The following is a 22110-nucleotide window of genomic DNA, read 5'->3' on the forward strand; positions in this document are numbered from 1 at the left end:
GGCGAAAATTGGGCAGGTGCTTGTCACATTGCCGCCCAATTTCAGAGTGCTAGAGCACGATCGCCGCGATCAGGCGGCCGTAATCGGCTTCTTTCGCGTGCGTGCTGCGGCGATAGGAATAAAAACGATCCGCGTCGCTATAGGTGCAGTGCCGCGTCCATTCCGCATGGCCCACCCCCGCCGCACGCAGACGGTTCAGGCCAAAGCCAGCAAGGTCAAATTGCATGCGGCCGTCTGTGCCATTGGCGAAATAGCGGGCGTATGTCGGGTCTTCGGCCAAAAAGGCATCGATGAATTCCGGACCGACTTCATAGGCGCGCTGGCTGATGCAAGGGCCGATGACCGCAGTGATATTTTCGCGTGTCGCCCCTAGGTCTTCCATCCCCTCGACGGTCGCGGTCAGCACACCGTCCAGCGCGCCGCGCCATCCTGCATGTGCGGCCCCGATGACGCCGGCTTCGCTGTCGTGGAATAGAACAGGCTGGCAATCGGCGGTCAGGATCGACAGCGCCAAACCCGGTGTCGCAGTGACCAAGGCATCGGCGCGGGGCTTTTCGTTCAAGGGGACAGTGACACTGACCACAGTCGCTGAATGAATCTGGTGCACGCCGACCAGATGATCCGGCGCGACCTCCATCGCGTCGGCGACGCGGGCGCGGTTGATCTCTACGATCTCGCGCTGATCCGAACTGCCAACGCCGCAGTTCAGCCCCGCAAACACACCAGACGACGCGCCCCCGCGACGGGTGAAGAATCCGTGGCGCACATCGCCCAGACTATCGGAGGTGAGTATTTCCAGCGTCATGGTTCCAATCCTGGGGGCGGGTTCTGATGCGGCGGGTAAATCCCCATCACTTTAAACAAATTTCCCATTTCTGACGGATGCGTCAAGCGTTTATGTGCGGCGATATGGCTGTTTAGCGCGTCGTCTGTCATGCCCTTGGCAAGGGTTTGTGCGCGTTGCGTGATACCGAGGCGCTCAAGAAAAACACCTTGCGGGGTGATACGTGTGTGCGTGGCCGGAGCCGCTGCTAGGGCAAGCTTTTCAAAATCGACGTGCGCTGTCAAATCGGCGTGGCCCGGTGCTGTCAGCGGATCGGTCTTTTCGTGCCCCTGCAAGGCTTGCAACGTGTCGCCCAGACTGTGCCAATCGCCATAATCGATAATCAGTGCAGCCCCGCCGTGGGTTGCGATCCGGTCAGACACAGGGTGCAGCAATGGGGCAAGCTGGGTGCAATCCTCGACCAGATCGCCGGACGTGGTATCTGCCAGACGGTCGGCCAGTGCAGGTTGCGGCAGATCTGGCCCCAGTCCGAAGGTCAGTACCCCGTCGGCCAGCCCGACCTGCCGTTCGCGCCACGATGTTTCCCCGCGAACAAACTGGCGGATGGGCAGCGCGTCGAAGAATTCATTCGCCACCAAATACAGGGGCTGGTCGGGCAAGTCAGCGGTGCCATCAGCCCATGTTACCTGATGCCCGGCAAGTGTCTTGGCCTGTACATCGCGCAGCGTTGGTGATGCCTCGATCAACGTGATCTGTGCGGCTTTCGCAAAGCCGGGAACTTGGCGCGTGGCCCGCAACATATCTGCCATCAGGGTGCCGCGACCGGGGCCTAGCTCTGCCAGCGTAAAGGCTTTGGGTGCACCTTGGGCGATCCAGCATTGCGCTAGACACAGGCCCAGCAGCTCTCCGAACATCTGACTGATTTCGGGGGCGGTGGTGAAATCACCCTGCGCGCCAAAGGGGTCGCGGGTGGTGTAATACCCCTGTGTTGGATGCAGCAGGCAGGTGGCCATATATTCGTCGATCCGCATCGGTCCATTGGACGCGATGCGGGTCTGGATCGTATCGCGCAGGGTCGTCATGCGTTGCGCTTTGCCCGCAGGATGAAAAATAATCCGATCGCGATCATCGGCAGGCTCAGCAACTGGCCCATGGTCAGGCCCCAGCCGCCTACATGCCACGCCAATCCCAGCGGATTATCGGCGCTGACGAATTGCGCATCAGGTTGGCGCACAAATTCAACGGCAAACCGCGCGGCCCCGTATCCAGCCAGAAAGACACCCCCGATCAACCCCTCGGATTTCAAGCCGCCGCGCCGCCATGCCAGATAGATCAGCAGCGCACCAAGGAGCAGCCCCTCAAGCAGGGCTTCGTACAATTGTGAAGGGTGCCGCGCGCAGATCGTCGCGATATTGGGACAGTCCTGCGCCGCCACGGTCGGAAAGGCCACGCCCCACGGCAGGTCGGTCGGGCGGCCCCAAAGCTCTGCGTTGATGAAATTCGCCAGTCGGCCCAGAAACAGGCCAGGTGCGAGACCCAGACAAATGACATCGCCGGTGGAAATTGTGCTGATGCCATGCCTCTTGGTAAACGCGATGCCTGCAAAAATCACCCCAAGCGCACCGCCGTGGAACGACATCCCGCCTTCCCAGATACGTAAAATCTGCGCCGGGTTGCTCAGGTAATAGCTCGGTTGATAGAACAGCACATACCCCAGACGCCCGCCCAGAATGACGCCGAGAATGACCCAGAACAGCAAATCCTCGACCTGCTGCTTGGTCATAACGGGCGTGTTGCCCGCCCAAAGCGAAGGCCGCTCTATGGCGCGTACAACGATACGCCAGCCGATCAGGATGCCGGCAATATAGGCCAGAGCGTACCAGCGCAGGGCGACGGTCATGCCAAATAGGGTGAACGAGAATATCTCGGGTGACAGGTCGGGGAAGGGGAGCATTGCATTCATGCGCTGATTGAGCCTGACCGCAAACGGAAGTCAACCTTGCGAGAAGCCACATTGCACACCATATAGTGACCAACAGCCGATCAGGAGAGAATGACCATGCAAACGCGCAACAAGATTTTTGACGACATCTCGCAGATGATGACAAATGCCATGGGCGTGGCCCAGGGGGCAAAAACCGAAGCAGAGACCGCGATGAAGGGGATGCTGGACCGTTGGCTGGCAGACCGTGATTTCGTCACCCGCGAAGAATTCGATGCAGTCCGTGCGATGGCCCAAAAGGCCCGCGAAGAGAACGAAGCCCTGAAATCGCGGCTCGATGCGATGGAAAACAAGGGATAACGCCCTGCGCCGATTTATCGGCCTTCGTCATAAATGTGACCCACACCCGCCCTTCCGGCGGGTGTCTTTGTTTTGGGCTGGCGATTCTGTCGTGATTGCTGCCATTCGGGCGGCAGGCGCTACAGATTGCGGTTTATCCTGCATTTATCCACAAGATACTGAGGTTATCCCCTACCTTTCGTGGTTACCCCCAGAAAAAGACTTGCCTCATAGCCGCGTAACGCGCACCATATTTGGTATAGGTCGCTGATGACTTCAGCGAATTATGGTAGATGCACCCATGTATTGATGTGCCTGCGCATATGAATACCCGGATCGAAAGAGGTGACCACATGGCCCTGACAGAGCAGTATCTTGAAGAAGACATTCACCCCATCGACATCGTAGAGAATCTCGCGGCGTTCCATGATTGGGATTTCGACCGTATCTCGGATGAACAGATCGCTATGGCTGTCGAAGGGCAGTGGCGTACTTATTCCATCACCCTCGCGTGGTCGGCATACGATGAAACACTGCGCCTTGTTTGCACGTTTGAAATGGACCCGCCTGCTGAAAAATTGCCCGTCCTGTACCACCTGTTGAACGATATGAACGACCAGTGCTGGACCGGCGCATTCACCTATTGGCCGGAACAAAAGCTGATGGTGTACCGCTATGGGCTGGTTCTTGCCGGTGGTCAGGACGCCTCTGCGCAGCAGATTGATACCATGATTAACGCCGCTGTCACCAACGCAGAACGGTATTATCCCGCGGTGCAACTGGCGGTTTGGGGCGATCAGACGCCCCGACAAGCCCTTCAGGTTGCCATTGCAGAGGCGTACGGCCACGCATAGGTGTATCCCCGAAACGTTAATTTAGGGGTACCGATATGAAAGATACGCGCATCGCCAAAGACGGTTTGGTTCTACTGGGCTGTGGCAAGATGGGGTCTGCGATGCTGGCCGGCTGGCTGGCACGCGGGCTTCCGACATCTTCGGTTTATGTTATCGATCCGAAACCCTCTGACTGGTTAAAAGAGCAGGGCGTGCAATTGAACGTCGATCTGCCCAAAGAGCCGGCGGTTGTGCTTGTCGCTGTCAAGCCGCAGATGATGGGCGACGCACTGCCCACCTTGCAGGCTATGGGCAACGGCGAGACAGTGTTCGTCAGCGTTGCAGCCGGCACCACCATCGCGACATTCGAGAAAACGCTGGGGGAACAAACGCCCATCGTGCGCGCCATGCCCAACACGCCGGCTGCCATTAGCCAAGGCATCACCGCGATCGTCGGCAATGCCCATGTAGATGCCAAAGGTATGGACGAAGCCGAAGAGCTGCTGTCGGCCGTTGGCGATGTCGTCCGGTTGGACGAAGAGGCGCAGATTGATGCGGTGACAGGGGTCAGCGGCTCGGGTCCGGCGTATGTTTTCCACATGATCGAGACAATGGCCGCAGGCGGCGTCGCACAAGGGCTCAGCCCCGAGCTGGCGCTGAAGCTTGCCACAGCCACGGTCGCAGGGGCAGGGGCGCTGGCCAAATCCGCCGACGAAGGCCCGGATCAGCTACGCATAAACGTCACCAGCCCCAACGGCACCACGCAGGCGGCGCTGGACGTGTTGATGAACGAGAAAGACGGCTTTCCTGTCTTGCTCAAGCGCGCGGTGGCAGCTGCTGCTGATCGCTCGCGTGAGCTCTCGAATGGCTGAGATCAGCTTTGACGACTTCATGAAGGTCGACATCAGGGTCGGCACGGTCACCCGTGCCGAACCCTTTCCCGAGGCCCGCAAGCCCGCGATCAAGATGTGGATCGACTTTGGTCCCGAGATCGGAGAGCGTAAAACCTCTGCGCAGATCACAGTGCATTACACGCCCGAGGCCTTGATCGGTACGCAGGTGATGGGGGTGGTCAACTTCCCCCCGCGCCAGATCGGGCCGTTCATGTCCGAAGTGCTGGTGCTTGGGGTGCCGGATGACGACGGGGCGATCGTGTTGATGCGCCCCACGCAACCCACCCCGAACGGAGGACGTCTGCATTGACGAAACTACTAATCGCTCGCCCTGCGCCCCCCGAAGTGCATGAAGCACTTGGAGGCTTTGACGTGACTTACCGTGACGACAGCGCGCCATTGTCCGAGGACGAGATGCAGGACGCCCTGCGCGACTATGATGGGGTGCTGGCCACCTTGGGCGATCGGTTCTCGTCCGATATCTTTCGCAAGGTGGGGATGCCGCGCTGTAAAATGCTCGCAAATTTCGGGGTCGGCTATAACCACATTGATGTAGATGCGGCGAAAGCGGCGGGGCTTCAGGTCTCGAACACGCCCGGTGCCGTCACAGATGCCACGGCAGATATCGCGATGACCTTGATGCTGATGGCAGCGCGGCGTGCGGGGGAGGGCGAGCGGCTGGTGCGGTCAGGCGAATGGTCCGGCTGGGAGCCGTCGCAGCTACTCGGGATGCATCTGACGGGCAAAACCGTCGGGATCGTCGGGATGGGGCGGATCGGCCAAGCGGTTGCGCGACGCTGTCACTACGGCTTCTCGATGGACGTGAAATACTTTAGCCGCAGTGTCAAAAGCGTCGCCTATCCGGCTGAACATATCAACGACCTCAAACGCTTGGTGGCCGCGGTTGATGTTGTCGTCATCGCGGTACCTGGTGGGGATGACACCCAGCACTTGATCAACGCGGATGTTCTGGCGGCGATGCAGCCCCATGCGTATCTGATCAATATCGCACGGGGCAATATCGTGGACGAATCCGCCCTGATCGAGGCGCTTCAGGCCGGCACCATCGGTGGCGCAGGGCTAGATGTTTACGAATTTGAACCATCGGTGCCGCAGGCGTTGCGGGATCTGGATAATGTGGTGCTATTGCCGCATTTAGGCACGTCCTCGCGGGAGGTGCGTGTGGATATGTGGCTGATGGCGGTTGAGAATTTGAAAGCTGGCGTCGCGGGCGAAACGCCTCCGAACCTCGTTTAGCGGCCCACGGCTTCGCGCCAATGACGGCGGCACAGAGAGATATAGGTCTCGTTGCCGCCGATCTGCACCTGCGCGCCCTCCTTGATCGCGCCACCCTGCGCATCTTGCCGCACCACCATCGTCGCCTTCTTACCGCAGTGGCATATCGTGCGGACCTCGCGCATTTCATCTGCCAGTGCCAGCAAGGTCGCAGACCCGGGGAACAGCAGACCGCGGAAATCCACGCGTAGACCATTCTGTTATGTTTTATACCCCCCTTTTGGTAGAAGATACTCAAAACATTAATGAAAAGGTGATAGGGGGATATGAACGTCCCTATTGACCCTACCGCGCGGCCCTCAAAGGGGGAGGCGTGCCGCGTTAGCGCATGCCTCCGATTATCAAAATGACAGCGACGGGCTGCTTTGCGCGGTGGCGCTCTGACATCGAAGTTTTTGATTTGAAGGTCGACGAAGTGTAAAAGCCGATCGCTATCCCGCGGAAAGGGTTCATCCATCCACTTGTCACCATTTTTGAAAATAGTTTTTTCGTCATGGCTTTACCGTGTTTTCCGAACCGAACCTAAATTGTATAGAAGGTCCAAAAATGAAGACGGTGAATCTATGGCTAAGCTACACTACATCTATTCTACTATGGGGGCAGGTAAGACACTCAACCTGATTCAGACGGCCTTCAACTATGAAGAGCGGGGTATGCAAACGCTTCTTCTAACTACCGCTATAGATGACCGGTACGGAAAAGGTAAAATTACATCCCGGCTCGGTGTCTCACGTGATGCCCATGTTTTCAGCCCAGATCAGGACCTCTATTCCGACCACCTTGTTCCAGCCGCGCAAGCTGGTTTCGCATGCGTTTTGATTGATGAAGGGCAGTTCATGTCTCGTCGAAACGTTGAGGATCTTGCCAGAGCAGTAGATACTCTAAACTTGCCTGCAATGGTCTGGGGCTTGCGCACAGATTTTCTGGGGAATCCTTTCGAGGGGTCAGCTGCACTATTTGCGTTAGCTGACGAACTGCGCGAGATGCGCACTTTGTGCCATTGCGGAAAAAAAGCCACGATGGTGCTTCGCAGCGATGCTGATGGCAATGCCGTCTCTGAAGGACCTCAAGTTCAGATCGGCGGGAATGACAGTTACACACCAGTTTGCCGCAAACATTGGGCACAATCCATTGCTCAAAGCCGGGCTAAATCAACTTAACGAGGTAAGTTTAGTGATATAGAAGTTGAAAGATATTGATTGCTCGATCGCCGTGTCAGACTGCAGATATATCTACCTCGCGATGATCACAAAGCAGAAGCTGGAATGCAGACGGTTGAGGTGTACCGCAACCAAAGTTCGCCAAACGCAACTCTTACAAAGCAGCATCCTGAGGGGAAAAATGGCTTTGTGTGCCACATTTGGAAGCGAGCCAATCATCCTCAGTGAAGTCAGGTTCTTGAATTCAAAATAGGATTACTTGAAATAATCGTAACAGTACGTGCTCCGCGGGTCAGTGCGACATAAAGCTCTTTTCTTGACAACGTCGTCGCATCCAGAACGATGGCGTGGTCGTACTCCAATCCCTTGACGAGAAGCGTCGTACCAATCTGCCGAAGATGGCTGACCGGTCGCCCCTTGAAACGAAACTCGCGTTGGTATTTCTCAGCGGCTTCGTCACGTGAAAGTTCGGGATGCATAGAGTGTTTTTGTAGGACGCCGAGAACGCGGTTTAGAAGGTCAGCTCGCGTAACTTTCGTCTGATCAAGGCTTTTGATTTCCTTCAACAGCACTGCCAGACTGGCGCTACTGGGATTGCCTAAGTATTCATTGGCTATTTTGGCAACTTCGGGATTGCGTGTAGTTGCGCGAATTATAACCTCTTCTCCCCGGATTGTTGCTGCCGGTAGGTTTGCATTCACATGCGTCATACACTTTCGAGCAAACGCGATAATTTCTCGAAGGCGGCTGCTATTGCTCGCAGCATCATTAAGACGGCGGAAGAACAAAAACATGTCGCGCCCTTCGACCTCCTCAATTGACGAATATCGTCCAGACAAAGATTGCGAGAGGCGATGGCATTTCGCTTTGAATTCTTGACTGCCCTTGTGAATGGCAATGACCGTTTGCTCAGGTCCGCAACTGAAATAGCGGCATGTGTTTCCCTGTGTTCGCTGAAGATCTTGTGGCACTGGATTTGCCGCAATATACCTAACCCCATGAGGTAGGCGTCGTCTAAGATCTATAGCATTTCCATTTTCGAGGTTAAGACGAACATAGCGCAACCACTCACCGAGCTGGTTTGCGCCTGCCTGGACCCAACGATGAGGTACATGAAGCTGGCCAATCTGTACAAAAGAGGCTTCAACATCACGAGCCCAGTTGACTGGCTGCTGTCCCTCAAAATCAAATATCCCCTGCAGAGGGTCGCCCAAAACCCGGCAGGGGAGGTCGCGAGATATTTTCATAATGATAGCGTGCTGGCTAACTGAACAGTCTTGGTACTCATCCACGTAAAGGCCCACATATGACGCACGGATGATCCGCCTGACGAACTCATGGTCGAGCAAATCACCGAAGGCAGCATATAGTGCATTCCATTGGTCGTTGTCCGCAGGCGTTTCAATGACCCAACCAGATGTATCTTTGTAAGAAAGGCACAAGCGTAGTGCCCAACTCGCAATTGTATCAACATGAAACTGATGGTCATTTACCCCCATACTGCGGAACTTCCGACGGAGGGCATTCACTCCGGCATACGTATGCGTCAGGATGAGTTGCCTGCCATCTGATAGGGCCGTCGCTTCAGCTATCAAGTGCGTCTTGCCAAATCCGGCAGGTGCCACGACAAATCCTGAATCGTGGAAGTCGGCCAATGTTCTCGCGAGATCACACACCGTCAATCCATCCCCGCAACTGATTAATCTTTTGAACTAAATCACTTTCGCGTATGTCTGTATCTTCGAGATATCCAGCAATAGCATTCGCCCAGTCCGCCCCAAAATCCTGACGCTTGAACCAGCCTTTTTCTTTTGCAGTTCGACCAAGGGCTGCCCTTAACCTCGGAGTATCGACCCAATTCTCAAAATTGGGTTCAAGACCGTCACCGAAACGACTTTGAATTTGGTCAATAAGGGATGTGTCGTTTCCAATTATGGTACGCGCTGCTTCAAAACAAGTCCTGATGCCTTCCCAAGATAAATCGAGAAAAACACGCTCTTCAATTGTTGCCTCGTCGTTCCATTTTACTACGAATATTCCGGAGGACTGAAGTTCTTCCGCATGAGCATCGCTGAATTGGCGATCGTCGTCTGAATCGGCCAAGATGGCAACGTTGTATCCAAGTTCTTGCAGTCCGGAAGCCGTAGCTCGTATGTTTCCGCCACCAGCCGCATCGAAGAGAGCGACCCCACAGTAGGCAAAAGCTTCTAAACCCCGGTTTTCGGACCAGTAGCCGTCCAAGCCGCGCAGAAACCCGACTTCAGTTACGCCTTCACATACGATAATGTTGGGAGCGAGAAACGCCTCAGCGCCTGATCTAATTTTCCCTTGCATAATGTCTGAAATACCCGGCTTGTTAGCTTTGACAACCTCAACGCGATCGGCGTGGCAGTGCACGACATGCAGATCTGCGATTGTCAGTTCTCGGAGCACTACTGGCGAATGTGTGGTTAGAAAGTACTGTCCAGAAGTATCGTCCTTTAGGTGTTTCAATAAGCGAGCAATACGATGCGGTTCGAGGCCAACTTCCACCTCGTCGAACAAAGTTATATGAGGCGCCAACAGGGCTCGTTTTTGCATACCGGTAGTCAACATCCTCTTCGAACCCAAACCCAAAAGGCGTAGTGGTACATCTCCGTCATGCAATGCCAAGCCTGCTACGCGAACATTTATTGCATCGGAATCAAGGTGTGCTTTGAAAGATGATTGCACTGCAACACCCAGAGACCGCGCGGTATTCTCTGCCGTCTCAGCTACTGCGTCGAAAGCGTTCAGGTCTTCAGTGCGGCGCGTCTCCAGTGCAGCCTTTGCGGCCCTTCCAGCGACCGCAAGCGAAGAATTTATGTTCTCGGTCTCTGTAAGCTGGCTCAATATCGAGCCGCGGGACCAAGTTAGGTGCCGGTCGGACGTGGCACCAATAAGGCTAACGGATGCTTTGGCCCTGTCACTGGCTTTGAATTGTACCCCAGCGTTATCATCGTCTTTGATTACAGACCACGCTGGCTCAAGGTCGTCACCCACCGCAAGGCGAACCCTTAATGCGTCCTCAAGACCTTCACCGGGGTCTGCTGCCCTGGTCCCAGTCGCAGCATTCCATCCGCACAGCCAGTGCCCATACTTCTCAAGATCCTTGAAGCTGTCGGAAAGATCTCCAAGAACGGCTTCAATGACGACAAGATGTTCTGGATTGCATTGATAAAAATCCGCGTCATCAAACGACAAATTCCAATGTGGATGAAACAAACGTCGAATAGCCTCGAGGAGCGTCGACTTCCTTGAGTCGCCGCGACCAATCAAACAGAGAATTTGTGCTTCCGGTATAACCCAATCAAATTTTTGGATGCCTCGAAAGTTTCGTATTGCCAGCTGTCGAATGCGCATTGGTGAAAAATACCTTTTTCGATAAAATAGAGAAGTACGAAATGGGCTTATGTTATTGCTGTATAGATTTCGAAGTATTCAGCGTACACATGAGATCCAATTTGGGCAGAATCTTCCAAACGTTCAGCCTGATCAAGGAGCGAACCAGTGTGGTTTTGGAGGTGTTTTAGGGGAAGCGTACTGAAAACATTTTTCTAAGTAATTGCTCTACCATCCCCCGATACTCAGCGATGTCTCGGTCTAAAATATGAACTGACGCGCGCTCATGGATTAGCTTATTTCGAAGGGCATAAAAGTATTTCAGTTTGGCTTCAGTTGGCTCATCAATTTCTAATGCGTCACGAACTTCATTCAACACTTTTGTTCGGTGGGTGAGTATGTCTGTCAGGGCGTTTCCTTTGTATTTATTGGGCGGAAATATTGCGGTATTATTGATAATGTATTCTTTCATTCCAATTTCAACGTTGCTGTCGAGAAGTATCAAGGCAGCTCTATTTTTTGTCTCAAAGTTCTGATCCAGTGCGATATCAACCATTCCCATTGCCTCGACTAACCCCAGCGTCCAAGGCTTTCTCGCAACCGTACCTTGATTTAAGTGCATCAACTCTTTGGAATAAGACATTTTTGGCTCGCGTTTAACCGGTGGTAGGATCAAACGTTTTTTTGCAGTAGTAGATGTGGGATGAATGGGGTCGATGGTTCCTTTATCATATTGGTAAACGCCTCCCTGCCGATCGCTCTTAAATCGCCTCGACAATTTCGAGAAATATGTGACTAACTCGATTATACTTGGTCTAATTTGCGTGAAAGCTGGATGGCTAAAGCTGATTCCATTTTTGCTACTATTCCAAGGCATTAAATCGGCAGGGCCATCCAATTCAACAATAACTCGACAGAGCGAACCATCAGGGTGTGGTACGCCAGCTTCGGAAGTAATGAAATAACCAACATCTCGTGTTTTCAATTCCTTGAGAATAAGTCTTTCATTACAGTAAAAATAGACTCCATAATTATCGGCTTCAGGTATTCGATCTCTGATAAGGCCACCAGTGATTTTTACGTTGAGAGCTTCACCGTCAGATGGCATAATTTGGAAATTCATTTGTTTCGGAGAGTAATCTGGCGGGTAAGCCCAGGCATTGAAGAAGGTGACACCTACTGGATTACCATTTAGAACTACCTCACAGCCTTCCCTTACAAAATGGGCATATGTCGCCTCGAGATGTTTATACAATTCATCGAGATCACTTTGAGCGAAGCTTTGACGCACTTGTGAAATGCTGACCTGAGTTGTTCCGGGAGATAAGTCTGGAACTCGGCTTACGTCTATTCGCCAATCTTCATCAGCAAGCCAATCCTGATCTATTACGATCTGGAAGCTTCCCTGATCTTGGTGCCGCGATGAGATAGTAACGTGTTCTCCCAGTGCTACACTCGCACGTTTTCCACCAACTCCAAAATTTCCTATCAGATTAGCTGTATTGAGTGGCCTTGTTGCACCCGGTGCGATTAGAAGCCTAATTTGATCAACAGGCACTCCTCCGGCGTTATCTCGGACCGAAATTAGTTGCCTCTCAGCATCCATGAATAGCTGAATCTTGGTCCCTTGCGGCTTCCCTGTGGCGATCCAATGGTCTATCGCGTTGTCTACCAGTTCTGCGATTGCAGTCATCAGGTCGTAGTCGGCCATGATGGACAGAAACATTCGTTTCTGCGGGGTGCCATCGATCTGTTGATAGAACTCCTTTCGGGAAACACCAGCCATACAAAATATCTTCCTGAAAGTTTAAGGAAAATACAACCACCAAAAGTAATCTAAAGCAATAGTGTTGCACGTTATGAGAGAAGTTGTTGGCTGCTTCGAACCGCAAAGTTTTCGAAGCTGGATCAGTGCACCCAGGGACTTTTCTTTAAGATGCTTTTGCGAGTGGGCAAAGCGTTCCACCGCCTGTGGCATACACCTTTAATGGATTTCTTTAGTTCTCGGTCTGGAACAGCCGAGCTGTCGTGCCGCCTTGGTAGAGCGTCCATTTACAAAGCGAACGTAGTAATGCCGATCACAAACCATCAAACGAGATTCCATATGCTTGGTCAGGTCTCGGCTCCCCGGTATCTGCCGCTCGAAGAAATTCGAATACGTAAAACGGGACGAATGCCTGTCACGTATAGTCATCGATGCTGTCTTCCAAGCTCTCGCCAGTCAGTTCGCAGAAGGTCTTCAGGGCTCCTTGTAGTGTGAAGTATTGATGCTCGCTGCGGTGAACGAAGAGCTCCCCACTCATTGTAATGATGGCAACAGCCCAATCCTTAATCGCATTCTCCGCAGGATTGTGTGTTAGAACTACCAGTCCGTCTTCTACGACCTCACATTGGACGACCAGACTCTGGTAAATGTCGTTGCGGGCAAAGACCTGCCCAAACCTAAGGTTTAGTGCGTATTGCTCCAAGCCATCCTCTGAAACTGCCCCTGGGCATCCCGGAAACTCAGTCGGAATCCTCCACTTCACTTGGATCGCCGCAGGCGTCAGGCTTTCATACTCTTCTGGTTCCTGCTCATAGTCTGCACGCTCGCGAGTGCCGTAGAGCCATTCACCGATTGCGCCGCCACTCGGGACCGATCCGCTCATTGCCCATGCCTCGAAGCGAGACTTGGTTCTTGCACTTTCGTCTTTGGAAACGGTTCGCATCCATGTGACGTCGGGAAAGGAAGTATCGCTCATTGGCTTTGAGGGGTCCTCGAGAAAAGCTTCAATTGAGCCATAAGCCAATTCAATACGCCGGGCAGTGATTTCGTTCAGCAGGGCGTTTTCGAGCCTGGTGAGCCAGCGTAGATTTTCAGGTCTGTTATTCGCGCGATTGGTGTCGATGTGGTCAACTACGTGCTGATCGCTGGGTGAGGGGCCGTGGAATGCTGTGCAGACGACGCGGTGGATCGGCACGCCAGCTAAATGGTGATAGCCAGTCGAGTGGCTCTGTCGTCCGAAGGTCCATTTTTTGTCGAGAGGCCGAGCACGTTTCCGGAGCTTGTTTAGACGGAACACCGCCCCGTTATCACGGGCACGATATTCCTCGCCCCTATACTCTACATCGACTTCGGTTTCGAATATATTCAACAGGTCATCATTTTCGACGACAGGTGCTTTCGGGAATGGCATCACATGCTCCAGTGCAACGTTATCTCGATCTACTCCGAGAATAGCCTGGTGGCAGTTCTTTTGAATACTTGATTTAATCGTCTACCGCTACCATGTTGACTAAGTTTTTTAGCAACAACACAGCCTTCGGGAGTTTGTCAAACCACCAGTACCCCGCGATTGCACCGGAGCGGATACGGGCCGATCGGGTTATATAGACTTGATTGTATTTGAATTATTGCTCAACTGCGGGTTAGAATTCACAAATTTTTCTTCTTGCTAAGTCAAACCAGTCCGCGAAGCCAGTATCTCGTGTTCCCGCCGAAGAGGGTCCAGCGACAGCATTTTCGAGAGCATCTCTACTGCCGATAAATACCACTTGTTCCTGCGCCCGGGTAAGGGCCGTATAGATTAAGGATCGGTCCAATATTTGGCTTGGAAAAATGGGCACAATAACACGTTTCCATTGTGAGCCTTGCGCTTTGTGGACGCTAATAGCGTAGGCGAGATTTAATGAAGGCCCGTCTTCGGGAGGCATCAAATATTGTTCTCCATCGAGTTCGACCAAAAGGCTATCATCATTGGCGCTCAGAATTCGCCCCATTGATCCGTTGGTCAAATTGCGTTCGGGGACGTTCCTCGACCAAAGGACCGGTTCACCCTCGGCAAGATGGTCCATACTGAGACATTGGGAAGCACCATTTTTAAGGCACAACTGGTGAAAATAGCGATTGATAGCGTCAATTTCTCGGTTCGTCGGAGCGATTATCTGAACGTCATTTCTGGCAGTCCCCGTATTTGCGAGGGTGCGGCCTAACTTCAAAAGAGTTTCTGGCAGACCTTCGATCGAGCATTCGGTGAAGCTTGTGCCTGGCGCTGTGCCTACGAATTCGGGCAATTTTCTAAGGTGGCCACTACGGACGCCCTCTGCCAAGGCTGGAATTCCGGTGGCCTCATCCTGACGGTGGACGCGGTCCAATATCACTTTCGGAACGTTTTTATCAGCTGCGAGTCCGTGAAATACGATGCCGGGATTGATTGGAGGCAGTTGTGCCGGGTCTCCGCAGAGCAATAATGATGCGTCCCCCAATCGCCTCAGAATCCGCCACATCTCAAGAAGACCAAGCATCGAAGCTTCGTCAACGATCAAAGCAGTTTTTCTGGAAAGTAGGCTGCTTGATTTCTCTTCATCATGAAGAAAACGTGCAATGGTTATTGCTCTGCGACCTGTTGTCTCTGAAGCGCGTTTCGCCGCGCGCCCAGAAAGAGTAACTATAAGAGGCTTGCGACCGGTGGCTTCGAGCGTTTCACATACACCGCGAAGAACGGTTGTTTTACCGGACCCCGCATACCCTGCGAGAACCATTAATCTGTGACTGTGGGACTTCTGAATAGCTTCACGTTGCATCTGCGTTAGCGGGAATGGCTTGTTCGCTTCGTATAAGGCGAGAGAAGAGTGTAAGCGATCTGGTGAAGTAATGCCGGCGACCGGTGCCGCAGTTTCGAGCTTCGCGAGTAACAATGCGCACTCAGCTTCCATATATGCAGCTCCCGGTGGCTGCATCTTATCAAAAGCACGAACTGCTGCTTTGGACATCACCGCGGCATTTATAGCGTCTGGAGAAACTGGCCGCTTCAAAAGCATCTCAGCTTGGTTTTTGGCTTTTTGAATTGGTAATCGTGTGGAACCTCGGGCGAGGCACGCTTTGGACATTAACACGGCTTCGAGAGCTGCTACGTCGCGACGCATGTCACCGTCTTCGATGCCAGAAGCAAGCGCAATATCGTCAATAACTTTCCAGTCTGCGATCGCAAGCAAGAGGTAGGCATTTTGTTGGATGGATCTAATTCCTTTTGTCCCCCAAGCACGCGAAAGACGAATAGCTTTAGCTTCGGAGACATTAACTTGGAGATCATCAAGCCATTTTAAAAACACGGTTTCGGCTTCTCTTATACTCATTACAGTTGCAGCCGTAATCGCTGGTACCTCTCCGACAATATGGATGACATCCTCGTCGATCGATAAGATTGCTTCCCGCAAATTTGTCCCAAATCGCTTTCCAAGCGCAGCTGCTCGAACATCTCCAATACCTTTAAATGCGCGTTCACGCGCAATATAACTGACAAGTAGGTCAGTTCTGGTTGGCATCCCCTTGATTTCGGCCTCTAAATGGTTCAATTTTGAGGGCCTGTCGAATATCGGCCACCGAGTGCAATCAAATCAGAGATTTCATCTCGCCTGATGGATTGAGCTCGAAGTGAAGCATTCTCGGCGCGCAACTCCGCCAGCTTCCTTTCAGCCTTCGCAAGTTGAGTTTGAACCTCCCGAAGGCGTTTTTTAGGAACCAGCTCGTCGGAAATTTCTAACTGAGTTGGTATGTCTTCTTCCGGCGCTACCGAACCGCGTCGACTAAACTCGACACAGTTTAGGGCGGCATAAGACGATAACAACGCTCGAACATCCTTCCGCTCCATTTGCTTTGCAGTAAGGCCGGCTTGCTCCGCAATTTGAGCGTGCCAAAGGGCACCGTACTTGGTGGGTAAAAGGGTTTTTGAGAAATCGTGTTCTGATATCAGTTTGTTCAACCGGTCTAAAGCTGCAGAAGGTCGGTCTTGTGAAGTACAATGCTTCGCCTCCCATTCTGCCCGTGCTTTCAGAAGCCCATGGTTTTCCTTTAGGCGTTGACGTCCCGCTGCGTGTGGCCAACCAATATCCTTCAAGAAAGCCGCAACATATAAGCGTCCAGCACGTACAAACTCGTTTGTGCGTCCTTCATTTTGTATATCGGCGTCCCATCGGCGAAATTGCTGTTCGAAACTATCTTCACTCATCGTAATATTCTTTCGGATGTGAAACGATTTCGTCGTCTTTCACCACTCTTAGGTCAGGCTTCGAGCGATGCTCTCGATCGTAGTCGCTTTGGTATTGTGCAAGATCTTCCTTGAGGTAGTTAAGTTCAATTCTGAATCGCGTGTTTTCGTCAGTTATCTCGGATATCATTTTTCTCAATGTTTTAATGGTCTCCTCCAGGCATTCAATTTTAGTGATGCGATAACTCTCGATATCCCGCCTTTGGGCCACAGTTTCTGCAGACTTTGAAATATGCTCTATGCGTTTAAATAATGGGTCATCTGCATCGAGCTTGTCGATGTAGTTTTTTCCGAGCCTGGCTTTCTTTATCAAACTCGCCTTGCTTACGCGTTTGAACGACAGTCCCATTTCGTTGTCTTGTAAATTCGAAGCCTCCACCTCAGAAACGACACTTTCGAGGCGTCGCCGTTTCGCCTCTCTTACCCCCGGTCCTCTACTCTTCAAAATCATGTCGTTACTCCGAGTGCTCTTAACGTGCGACGCGCTTCACCTTTTAATACGTCAACCAGCGCTGCGTCTTGGGCTATGCGTTCCATGATAGTTAGAACTCGAAGATCATATCGGTAAGGCGCGAGTGGGCCTTCAAAGCCATTGATCCAATCAAGGATTTTCATAGCCGATCCATAGAACAACGGATGAGAGGTATTGATGTCGTCACGATTAAAGTGACCTCTATCGAGTTCTTTTTCGACCCACTTGGCTCGCAGGTCCAGGCTTGCGAGTGCTTCAAAGTTGTATGGGCAGTAGCTTTTGCACTTGCGTGCGTTGACTAAGTTATCTTCACTGGAACACGCGCCGGAAAAGTTTGCTCCACCTTTCTTGGCAGTGCAAAACTGATATGGGCGGGGTTGCGACACACTTTCCCCGATGAATTCGTCGACCATGTAGCGGTCTTCGCCAAGCATTTCATAAATCTCAGAAAAATGAGTCGGGCGAACCTCGTCGATTCTATTTTGAAGAAGTTTTGCGGCATTTGCTGCTTTGGGGTTATGAATGTTCATTGTCCCAATTCTATCGATACCCATACGAATGATGCCGCGCGACATGCGTGACGTTGCTTCGTTTTCGGTGACAGCAGAAACCATCTTATTTCCGATCCCTCGATCGCGCGTACGAGTACTCATCTCGATTAATTCAAGGTACTCAGTGTCTGGGCGGCTTTTGCGGTAGCCTATGCTGGCTTCAATAGTGCTATGACCCAAAACGCGTTGGACTGTGAGTGGGGATCTCGAAACATCTGCGACAAGCTGTGCCGATGAGGGGCGCATTCGTTTTACGATGCCATCTCGCGGGCCACCGTATCCTCTCTCATTGCACAAAAAGCGCATTAAGCTTTTAGGTGCATGTTGGGTCCAAGCGAATAGATGTTCAGGAAGCGGTATCTTCAAAAGGGTCCGACGCGCCATATGCAAGACCTGTGTACCTTGCACTAAGTTTACGGCAACCTTCGGTATGGGCCAGTCTCGTTTATCGCCTCCGATGTCGTCGCTGGTTTTTAGATCGTAGCCTATTAGTTGGTCGTAACTGCTGCCAGAGGTTTCGATAGCTACCAATGGGCTAAAGGGCAGAGCTGTAAGTTCACGATCACGGATGCCGGTTAGAAACCCTAAGTAAACTGCGTTAGTAAAAACTACTGTGGAAACTCCTGTTTTGAAGCTCGGCTCAAACACGAGGTCCTGGACTCTCCGGTAGGGTGCGCCACGCAAGGTCGGAATAGGCACGCGCAGCGTACCGTCAGCTCCCGTGGTAATCCCCTGGGCTTCCCATCGCTCAGCATTGGGCTTGATGAGTTCAGATTCGATCAGAGCGCTGGTACGGTCATTCTTGACACGCTGGAGATAGTATTCACCGTGGGGTGAATGCCTTTCCCCGCTAAGTTGTCTCGCATAAACGCCCGTTGATAGGCCTGTCTCCAACGCTTCGGTTCTGTGCTTACTGAGCCAGTCGGCGATCTTCGCGAACATTTCCGGGTACTTTGCAAAGGAATGGCATACCTCAAGAAGAAGCGAGAGGTCTACGTCATCGACGGCACTATAAAATACTGCCTCTCCCGGAAGCCCAAGCCGCTCGTTTTCCACTTTACGCGCTTTATAATAGTGCTCCGAAAACGTAGTTACAGAGAAGCGAAACCGATCGTCTATTTCAGCAGGAAGGCCGTTGAGCAGAGTTACGCCGTTTCGTTTCGAATTGTTTTTCGGGATGATTTTCTCGAAGTTGCTTTGTGAAACATTTTTGAAAAAAACGGGCCCGTCGGGGCACGGATCGTTGGGGCGTCTTTTGCAAAAGCCATTTGAGTGCAAAAGCTTGATCATACTGATAAAGTTCTTTGCAGCACGGACCTTTGTAATCGCCTTAACAGAGGCCGCTTCCGCACTGTGCAGATACAACCAGACCATTCGCTTCGCTCGCCGCACGATCTCCTCTGCGTCAGCATCCGAAGTAGCTGTGCGCAGGGTAGAGAAGCTTATAGATCGAGTAGCTTCATAACGCCTGCCTTGAGAACCCGGTGCAAACAGCACTTCAGGAAAAACCCAGTGGTCATCCATAATTGCGAGGTCATAGACACGCGACCTAAGAGTTGAGATTTTTGCCCATGGGCTAACCCAGATTGCAGGCCCGCCATTGGTTTCCGTCTTTGGTAGAGCGTGAGCAAAGTCGGCAGGCAAGATCTCTTGGCCATATTGTAATTTGGTCACAGTATGTCCCCTCGTAGATTAAAGGCAGCCAGTTCGCTTTTGAGAGTTGGTCGGAGTTCCTCCGGGATGGTTCGGAACAACGCTTGCCAAGCAGCATGCTCTAATTCCTCCGCATACCCACTGTCAGTCGATCGGTCGGCTTGTAGGCGAGAGAATTCTTCGACAGCGAGCGGTATGGCAAGATCGTCATGCCAATTCCAGACGGCAGCAGGGCACCGTACACAACTACCGCCCACACATTTTTTAGTGTTCTCAGAGCCAGCCTCGGGCGGTGGCGCTCCTGATCCGTGACATCGCGCACCGTGAAGTGTAATGCCACCGAGTGCTCGGCGTTCGCTAATGCTCAGAATTTTTCCGTCTCTTCTGAATCGTCTTTGTACAATGCCGGGGTTAATTACAAAGCCGTCATCAATCTCAGACCACGCGAGACCTGTAACTTTTGCGTAAGTTTCGAAAAGCTCATTTTTTAATTGGTGTGAATTCAGATAGCTTAGGGTAGACGAGGAGTTCACATGGCCCAAGATGGTTTGAGCTGCAAGAAAACCGCTATTCTTTAGTGTGCGGTGAGCTACAACATGTCGGAAGTCATAGTGCGTTAGGTTTGCAAATTGTGGTTGTAGCTGATTTGGAATAGAAAAATTTGCATTTTTTGGAATCTGCCTGAAAAAAGCGGTCCAAATCCGGCTATCAAGGGAAGTGGCAGAGCCCGCGACAGTTTTGCCTTTTTTACTGACGTAGATACAAGACAGCCTCGATAAATCAGCCCAGAAATCGTGATCAAGGCGCAATTCATCCCAATCAGGGTCTGCTGCATTGGTTCGTTTAAGTTGCTCCGACAAAAGTGCAGTTCTATTTTCGCAGATTCCCCGAAGTCGTGCAGATCGGTGTTGCATCCTGTTTAGTGCCCACCATGCCCCACCTTTCCGAGGATTTACGGCTCTGGAGTGCAGCAACCTACCGGTCTTTGGCCTGGTCTGAGGGGTTAAAGCTACGTATTCACCACCTTTAGGGTTGTCTGGATCTTTCGCAAAAGAAGTGAACCAGTTCCCTTCGAAACTAAAGGATTTAGCCGCGTCGACCCATCCTATGTCGAGCGTAATAAGAACAACGGTTGCGATCACCTCTTGGGGCGTTGGGAAGAGGGCTTCTGTAAGCTGAGAAGAGGTTCCTCCGCACCAAAGTTCCCTATTCTTTCGCCCGAGTTCGATCGCCCGTTTACTCTTATTCGCAAGGCTGCTTGTTTTCCATGGAAATAGAGAGGCCTCTTGGTTTATCCATGCTCCGCTTACCTCACCGTTTATCCATCTGGTTGAGAAGTTAAGGAAGTCAGAGATAACATGTGCAGGATTCTCTCTGTCGCAGCCGTCCTCAGGCGTCACGCCAATGAAGTAATTTTGATCAATTCGTTCGAGAACTTGGAGACAGTACCGTTTGACGTATGGCTCAAGATCAAGTGGCACGAACTTACTGTACCCGAGAGAAGAACCTTGTTTGATTGTCGGATATTTGAGAGCTCGCCCTTTATATGTAAGATTGGCATTATCCTGACCTGAACGCGCATGTAGATGTTCGAGAAGTCTGTTTCCGGTGCTATGCAATTGCGCTCGGTAACTTTTCGAGACACCCGTTTTCTTAATCCAAGCGGCGTGTTCTGCTAAAAGTTCTTCTTCGATCTCAGCCACCCTAATAGCGGTGTGGCCCGCCTTATATAAGAATGTGAACAGAGCGTTAAGGTAGGTTCCTAATTGAGATAGGGTTCTTGGGGAGATGGTATTTGCGTATGCCTCAATAGCAGGCCGTAGGTCATACATGAGGCCCGGCTGGCCTGCGAATGGGTAGTAAACATCACTCGAAGCGTTTGGCTTGTGTTTTCCATTATAGTAGTAGCTCAAATCCAATACGGCTTGTCGATTGGCGCACCATACTTTTAGTTCACCTGAGGCGATGGCTTGAGTTCGTAACTTCATAGGTAAAGCCTTTAATGGAAACAAAATAGACCGCGTCCATGGCTGCCTTCAATAAAGAGAAGATCTACGCGAGGCGGCTCGTCGATTAATGAGACGCGCTACATTATGCTTGTCCCTTTAAGTGTACGTCGTTGAGCCGGTTTAGCATTTCATGGAACTGCCTGTCGGTTCCAATCCGGCTCCGCGCATGCTTCAGGTAAACTTCAGTCGTCGATGTACGGCTGTGCCCCATTTCGAATTTCAAGATTTCGAGCTCAGATTGGACCATGCCCGCTTCCATCAGCGTGGTCATATGAGTCTTTTTGAGCGCTTCAGCGCGTTGCGCAAGCAATTCTATCAGACGCCAATACGCAAAAGCGTGGCGGGCATTGTGCGGATGCGCTATGACGCTTCTGGATGTTATATCATCCAAGAATACACGTGATAAAGATTGTCCGAATTTTGGTTCTTTGGTGGTCACGAATACGGGTGCAGAGAGTGTCCGATCTTCTGTGTAACTGCGATCTGGTCCATGCTTCCTGAGAGGAGCAAGGACGATGACCATATCCGAGGAACTGCTGGACGAACTACTGAAGGGCTGCGAGCGGCCTGAAGATCTGCTTGGCGATGCCGGGCTAATGAAAGAGCTCAAGATCAAGCTGATGGAGCGAATGCTCGGTGCTGAGTTGACGTCACATTTGGGCTATGAAGACGGCAAGGATGCCCCGCCTGATCAGACCAACCGTCGCAACGGGTCATCCGCCAAGAGATTGAAGGGGCAAGACGGCGAACTGCCTATCGCTGTGCCACGGGACCGGGACGGTAGCTTCGAAC

20 protein-coding genes and 1 pseudogene are annotated in these 22110 nt (G+C 52.0%); 7 read left to right on the top strand and 14 right to left on the bottom strand.

The features are described 5' to 3' along the window. Positions 1-49 precede the first annotated feature (49 nt). Genes pgeF through lgt form a run of 3 tightly spaced genes read right to left on the bottom strand, consistent with a single transcriptional unit; the run spans position 50 to position 2747 of the window. Positions 50-805 (bottom strand): peptidoglycan editing factor PgeF, encoded by a 756-nt coding sequence (gene pgeF, locus BLQ98_RS03320; protein ID WP_093731918.1) that lies wholly within the window; start codon positions 803-805, stop codon positions 50-52. Then, positions 802-1866 carry a class I SAM-dependent methyltransferase gene (locus BLQ98_RS03325; protein ID WP_093731919.1) on the bottom strand — a complete coding sequence of 355 codons (1065 nt, stop codon included), beginning with the start codon at positions 1864-1866 and terminating at the stop codon, positions 802-804. The genes pgeF and BLQ98_RS03325 overlap by 4 nt, the downstream gene beginning before the upstream one ends. Next, positions 1863-2747 carry a prolipoprotein diacylglyceryl transferase gene (gene lgt, locus BLQ98_RS03330; protein ID WP_093731920.1) on the bottom strand — a complete coding sequence of 295 codons (885 nt, stop codon included), beginning with the start codon at positions 2745-2747 and terminating at the stop codon, positions 1863-1865. Before lgt ends, BLQ98_RS03325 begins: the two co-directional genes overlap by 4 nt. A 96-nt stretch (positions 2748-2843) precedes the next feature. On the opposite strand from lgt, the gene BLQ98_RS03335 reads away from it, so the two are divergent. The 5 genes from BLQ98_RS03335 (at position 2844) to BLQ98_RS03355 (ending at position 6048) form a co-directional block, all read left to right on the top strand. Beyond that, positions 2844-3086 carry an accessory factor UbiK family protein gene (locus tag BLQ98_RS03335; RefSeq protein WP_093731947.1) on the top strand — a complete coding sequence of 81 codons (243 nt, stop codon included), beginning with the start codon at positions 2844-2846 and terminating at the stop codon, positions 3084-3086. Between the two features lie 332 nt (positions 3087-3418). Beyond that, positions 3419-3919, top strand: a complete 501-nt coding sequence (locus BLQ98_RS03340) for a type III secretion system chaperone family protein (protein ID WP_093731921.1) — start codon at positions 3419-3421, stop codon at positions 3917-3919. A 35-nt stretch (positions 3920-3954) separates the two neighbouring features. Beyond that, positions 3955-4770, top strand: coding sequence for a pyrroline-5-carboxylate reductase (proC, locus tag BLQ98_RS03345; protein WP_093731922.1), 816 nt, complete (start codon positions 3955-3957; stop codon positions 4768-4770). Then, positions 4763-5101 carry a tRNA-binding protein gene (locus BLQ98_RS03350; RefSeq protein ID WP_093731923.1) on the top strand — a complete coding sequence of 113 codons (339 nt, stop codon included), beginning with the start codon at positions 4763-4765 and terminating at the stop codon, positions 5099-5101. The genes proC and BLQ98_RS03350 overlap by 8 nt, the downstream gene beginning before the upstream one ends. Next, positions 5098-6048, top strand: coding sequence for a 2-hydroxyacid dehydrogenase (locus BLQ98_RS03355; protein WP_093731924.1), 951 nt, complete (start codon positions 5098-5100; stop codon positions 6046-6048). Before BLQ98_RS03350 ends, BLQ98_RS03355 begins: the two co-directional genes overlap by 4 nt. On the opposite strand, the pseudogene BLQ98_RS03360 reads toward BLQ98_RS03355, so the two are convergent. Continuing rightward, a pseudogene (locus BLQ98_RS03360) lies at positions 6045-6281 on the bottom strand (thymidine kinase); the annotation flags it as partial. The gene BLQ98_RS03355 and the pseudogene BLQ98_RS03360 sit on opposite strands and share 4 nt — an antisense overlap. Positions 6282-6650: 369 nt before the next feature. On the opposite strand from BLQ98_RS03360, the gene BLQ98_RS03365 reads away from it, so the two are divergent. After that, positions 6651-7247 carry a thymidine kinase gene (locus BLQ98_RS03365; RefSeq protein WP_093731925.1) on the top strand — a complete coding sequence of 199 codons (597 nt, stop codon included), beginning with the start codon at positions 6651-6653 and terminating at the stop codon, positions 7245-7247. A gap of 230 nt (positions 7248-7477) precedes the next feature. Here the strand turns inward: BLQ98_RS03365 and BLQ98_RS03370 are convergent, their stop codons facing one another. From BLQ98_RS03370 to BLQ98_RS18080, 10 genes are all read right to left on the bottom strand, one after another. Continuing rightward, positions 7478-8902 (bottom strand): UvrD-helicase domain-containing protein, encoded by a 1425-nt coding sequence (locus tag BLQ98_RS03370; RefSeq protein ID WP_208596010.1) that lies wholly within the window; start codon positions 8900-8902, stop codon positions 7478-7480. A 13-nt stretch (positions 8903-8915) separates the two neighbouring features. Further along, positions 8916-10628: an ATP-dependent nuclease gene (locus BLQ98_RS03375; RefSeq protein WP_093731927.1), complete on the bottom strand. Its 1713-nt coding sequence runs from the start codon at positions 10626-10628 to the stop codon at positions 8916-8918. Between the two features lie 166 nt (positions 10629-10794). Further along, positions 10795-12393 carry an ATP-binding protein gene (locus tag BLQ98_RS03380; protein WP_093731928.1) on the bottom strand — a complete coding sequence of 533 codons (1599 nt, stop codon included), beginning with the start codon at positions 12391-12393 and terminating at the stop codon, positions 10795-10797. Positions 12394-12787: 394 nt separating this feature from the next. After that, entirely contained in the window at positions 12788-13783 is a 996-nt protein-coding gene (locus tag BLQ98_RS03385) for an HNH endonuclease signature motif containing protein (RefSeq protein WP_093731929.1), read from the bottom strand. 232 nt (positions 13784-14015) lie between these two features. Continuing rightward, entirely contained in the window at positions 14016-15941 is a 1926-nt protein-coding gene (locus BLQ98_RS03390; RefSeq protein ID WP_093731930.1) for an AAA family ATPase, read from the bottom strand. Beyond that, positions 15938-16594: a hypothetical protein gene (locus tag BLQ98_RS03395; RefSeq protein ID WP_093731931.1), complete on the bottom strand. Its 657-nt coding sequence runs from the start codon at positions 16592-16594 to the stop codon at positions 15938-15940. The genes BLQ98_RS03390 and BLQ98_RS03395 overlap by 4 nt, the downstream gene beginning before the upstream one ends. Beyond that, positions 16587-17084 carry a hypothetical protein gene (locus BLQ98_RS03400; RefSeq protein WP_141135298.1) on the bottom strand — a complete coding sequence of 166 codons (498 nt, stop codon included), beginning with the start codon at positions 17082-17084 and terminating at the stop codon, positions 16587-16589. Before BLQ98_RS03400 ends, BLQ98_RS03395 begins: the two co-directional genes overlap by 8 nt. Further along, positions 17081-19330 (bottom strand): hypothetical protein, encoded by a 2250-nt coding sequence (locus BLQ98_RS03405; protein WP_141135299.1) that lies wholly within the window; start codon positions 19328-19330, stop codon positions 17081-17083. The genes BLQ98_RS03400 and BLQ98_RS03405 overlap by 4 nt, the downstream gene beginning before the upstream one ends. Next, the gene (locus BLQ98_RS03410) at positions 19327-21297 is read right to left on the bottom strand and encodes a hypothetical protein (RefSeq protein ID WP_093731934.1); all 1971 of its coding nucleotides are present in this window, start codon (positions 21295-21297) and stop codon (positions 19327-19329) included. The genes BLQ98_RS03405 and BLQ98_RS03410 overlap by 4 nt, the downstream gene beginning before the upstream one ends. A 103-nt stretch (positions 21298-21400) precedes the next feature. After that, complete coding sequence (locus BLQ98_RS18080; RefSeq protein ID WP_141135300.1) at positions 21401-21757, bottom strand: hypothetical protein; 357 nt, start codon at positions 21755-21757, stop codon at positions 21401-21403. 76 nt (positions 21758-21833) lie between these two features. Here BLQ98_RS18080 and BLQ98_RS03420 point away from each other — a divergent pair. Beyond that, positions 21834-22110: transposase (locus BLQ98_RS03420; protein ID WP_208596011.1), on the top strand; the 277-nt coding region annotated here is incomplete at its 3' end.

The organism is Sulfitobacter litoralis, assembly GCF_900103185.1.
Taxonomy (GTDB): Bacteria; Pseudomonadota; Alphaproteobacteria; order Rhodobacterales; family Rhodobacteraceae; genus Sulfitobacter; species Sulfitobacter litoralis.